Below are 3,574 nucleotides of genomic sequence, written 5' to 3' on the forward strand. Positions count from 1 at the left end.
AAATTCGTATGATTAAAAACAAAAAGCCCAAGTAACTTTCGCTACTCGGGCTTTTAAAACAAATTAACTTTTGCTAATATTATTAACTATTAGCCACGTGAAATTCTATTAATCCGTCTATTGGACGTCTTAATACATTCCCTATTTTGATTCCGTATTCATTTAAAACGGCTTCTAATTCCTCTTTTAAATAAAAGGCAATAGAACCTACAAAATGAACAGGAACTTCTTTACAATTTTCAAACTGCATGATGTAATTTTCTACAAATGCAACCAATTCTTCTCTAATATATTTCTGACAAAATTCGGTGTTTTTATGCTTAATTAAAAATTTAGCATAGGTTGCCAAATAGGCATTAGGATTTGGTTTTTTATATAAGTTTTCTTTAACTGCATCTGGTTCAACATCGAATTCTTTTTCAAATTCTACAGCCAAATTCGCAGGCATTTTATTAAAATAATAGCCACGTAATAAATGACGACCGAAACGGTTTCCACTACAATCATCCATAGCAATATAACCTAATGATTGCACTTTTTGATGTAAAATATGTCCGTCGAAATAACTACAATTTGAACCTGTTCCTAAAATACAAACAATCGCTTCTTGATTTTTAGGAGTTGTAGCAAAAACTGCCGCATAAGTATCTTCGTATACATTAACAGAAGCATTTTTAAAATAATCTTTAAATACGTCAGTTAAGAAGTTTTTCATACGATCTGTTCCACATCCTGCACCGTAAAAAAACAAATGAGCTGCTTTATCTTTATTGTGTGAAATATCAAATTTATCATCCAAACGAGCAATTATTTCTTCTTTTGTTAGCACTTCAGGATTTAATCCTAATGATTGTGTGGTAAATAACACCTTCCCGTTAGTGTCTATGGCAATCCAATCTGCTTTAGTGGAACCACTATCTACAAGTAATTTCATTTTTTAGAATATAGAGTATAGAAAATAGAGTATAGAAAATAGATTTTTTGATTCTATTTTCTATACTTAAGTATTTATTTTATAGCATTGATATGTACTGCTAAATCGATTAATTTAGAAGAATATCCGTATTCGTTATCGTACCAAGAAACCAATTTAAAGAAAGTTGAATTTAAACCAATTCCTGCATTTGCATCTACGATTGAAGTACGTGTATCTGATACGAAATCTTGAGAAACTACTAAATCTTCTGTGTATCCTAAAATACCTTTCATTGACGTTTCAGAAGCGTGTTTCAATACACTCATAATTTCTGCGTAAGTAGTTTCTTTAGCTAATTTTACAGTTAAATCTACTACAGAAACATCAACCGTTGGCACACGCATAGACATTCCTGTTAATTTTCCGTTTAAATCTGGAATAACTTGTCCTACTGCTTTTGCTGCACCTGTTGAAGATGGAATAATATTTACTGAAGCCGCACGACCACCTCTCCAATCTTTTCTTGAAGGACCGTCTGCTACCATTTGAGTAGAAGTAGATGCGTGAACTGTTGTCATTAACCCTTCTACAATTCCGAAATTATCGTGAATTACTTTTGCTAAAGGCGCTAAACAGTTAGTTGTACACGATGCATTAGAAACTACAGTATCTGCAGCTGTTGCTTTTTCGTGGTTTACCCCCATTACAAACATTGGTGCATCTGCTGAAGGTGCTGAAATAATAACTTTTTTGGCACCACCTACAATATGCGCATTTGCTGTTTCTTTAGTTGTAAAAAAACCTGTACATTCTGCTACTACATCCGCATTAATACCTGCTTCATCCCATTTAATTTGTGCTGGATCTCTTTCTGCTGTTACACGAATGTATTTATCGTTAACGTATAATTTTCCGTCTTTAACTTCTACTTTTCCAGCAAAACGTCCGTGTACCGAATCGTATTTTAATAAATACGCCAAATGATCTACGTCTAATAAATCGTTAATAGCTACAACTTCTACATTGTCTCTGTTGTATGTTTCTCTAAAAACAATTCTACCAATTCTACCAAATCCGTTAATTCCTAATTTTACTGTTGACATAATTTTTAAATATTTGATTCCTTTAGAATCGTTTTGTTAATTGAGTTGAAAAGCACTCTTTACTTTTTACTTTTACCTTTTATTATGATGATACGATATCTGAAACTTTTACAAGTTCTAAATCGATTTCACTTTGTCCTTTAATGGCTTGTTCTAATGGTGTTAAGCAAATTTTATCATACTGTAATCCTACCATATAGTTAGATTTGCCTTCTAACAAACTTTCTACTGCTTTTACTCCTAATCGAGAAGCTAAAACCCTATCAAAACAAGTTGGTGAACCGCCTCGCTGCATATGACCCAGTACCGAAACACGTACATCATATTCTGGCATATTTTCTTCAACGTAATCTTTAAGTTCAAAAACGTTTTTACCTATTTTATCCCCTTCAGAAACAACTACTATACTTGATGTTTTTCCTGATTCTTTACTTTTTTTCAAAGATTCTACCAATCGGTCTAAACCAAAAGCTTCTTCTGGAATTAAAATTTCCTCTGCTCCTGCTCCAATTCCTGCGTTTAACGCAATATGTCCTGCATCTCTTCCCATTACTTCTACGAAGAATAAACGGTTATGAGAATTGGCTGTATCTCTAATTTTATCAATTGCTTCCACAACGGTATTCAAAGCCGTATCATATCCTAAAGTATGACTGGTTCCAAAAATATCATTATCTATAGTACCTGGAATTCCGATTACAGAAAAACCAAATTCTTCATTAAAAATTTCTGCACCTGTAAACGAACCATCACCACCAATAACTACTAATGAATCTATTCCACTTGCCTTTAAATTATCGTGAGCAATTTTTCGTCCTTCCGGAGTCATAAAGTCTTTTGAACGTGCGGTTTTTAATATAGTACCACCTTTGTTAATGATGTTTTTTACATCACGAGGTCCCATAGGTTTAAAATCGCCTTCAATCATACCTTGATAACCACGGTATATTCCAACACACTCAATGTTATAATACGCACAAGCACGAACTACGGCTCTGATAGCTGCATTCATACCTGGCGAATCGCCACCTGAAGTTAAAACTCCAATTTTTTTAATTGCTGTTGACATATTTAATACTATATTATTTGTAAAATTAGTAAAGGAAATTACATATTATGCTAAAAAAAGACATATTTTTTGTCATAATGTTATTTTCAAACGTTTTCGTTAATAAATTTCTAAAAATTAACAAAAATTCTTGATTTAATGCACATCATTAATATCTGGAACTCGGTTTTTTGGATCGACTTTTTTCTCTTCTTTAATTTGTCGTTTTCGAGTTTCTTCTATAAAGTTTATAAACTCTGGATTGGTTTCCGAATCATCCGATTCGTTAATAGGTTTGTTTACGTTATCTTTTACGTTTTGAGATTTAAATAATTTGTGTAGCAACTCTTTAAAATCGTCAAAATCTACACGATACGACAACCCTAAACCTTGCGTATAGCCAATATTTTGCCCAATAGTATTGGAATTTAAATCGTTTTCTCTATTAAATACGTGTGCAGTTAACGTACCATCTGTGTTTAAACGCATTTCAACTTCTACATTTCC

At 32.6% G+C, this 3,574-nt stretch carries 4 protein-coding genes; all 4 read right to left on the reverse strand.

The features are described 5' to 3' along the window. Window positions 1-82: 82 nt before the first annotated feature. Entirely contained in the window at window positions 83-934 is an 852-nt protein-coding gene (locus ABWO04_RS10545) for an N-acetylglucosamine kinase (RefSeq protein WP_353079665.1), read from the reverse strand. Window positions 935-1,008: 74 nt separating this feature from the next. Beyond that, window positions 1,009-2,019: a type I glyceraldehyde-3-phosphate dehydrogenase gene (gene gap / locus ABWO04_RS10550; protein ID WP_291241896.1), complete on the reverse strand. Its 1,011-nt coding sequence runs from the start codon at window positions 2,017-2,019 to the stop codon at window positions 1,009-1,011. Between the two features lie 82 nt (window positions 2,020-2,101). After that, the gene (gene pfkA, locus ABWO04_RS10555) at window positions 2,102-3,088 is read right to left on the reverse strand and encodes a 6-phosphofructokinase (protein WP_353079666.1); all 987 of its coding nucleotides are present in this window, start codon (window positions 3,086-3,088) and stop codon (window positions 2,102-2,104) included. Window positions 3,089-3,223: 135 nt separating this feature from the next. Further along, a partial coding sequence (locus ABWO04_RS10560) for a hypothetical protein (RefSeq protein WP_353079667.1) occupies window positions 3,224-3,574 on the reverse strand: 351 nt, incomplete at its 5' end.

It is taken from the genome of Flavobacterium sp., assembly GCF_040382755.1.
Taxonomy (GTDB): Bacteria; Bacteroidota; Bacteroidia; order Flavobacteriales; family Flavobacteriaceae; genus Flavobacterium.

Bases quoted from the DNA above. Each gene is read 5' to 3' on its own strand.
- ABWO04_RS10545 (WP_353079665.1), bottom strand. From the start codon at position 934: ATGAAATTACTTGTAGATAGTGGTTCCACTAAAGCAGATTGGATTGCC.
- gap (WP_291241896.1), bottom strand. From the start codon at position 2,019: ATGTCAACAGTAAAATTAGGAATTAACGGATTTGGTAGAATTGGTAGA.
- pfkA (WP_353079666.1), bottom strand. From the start codon at position 3,088: ATGTCAACAGCAATTAAAAAAATTGGAGTTTTAACTTCAGGTGGCGAT.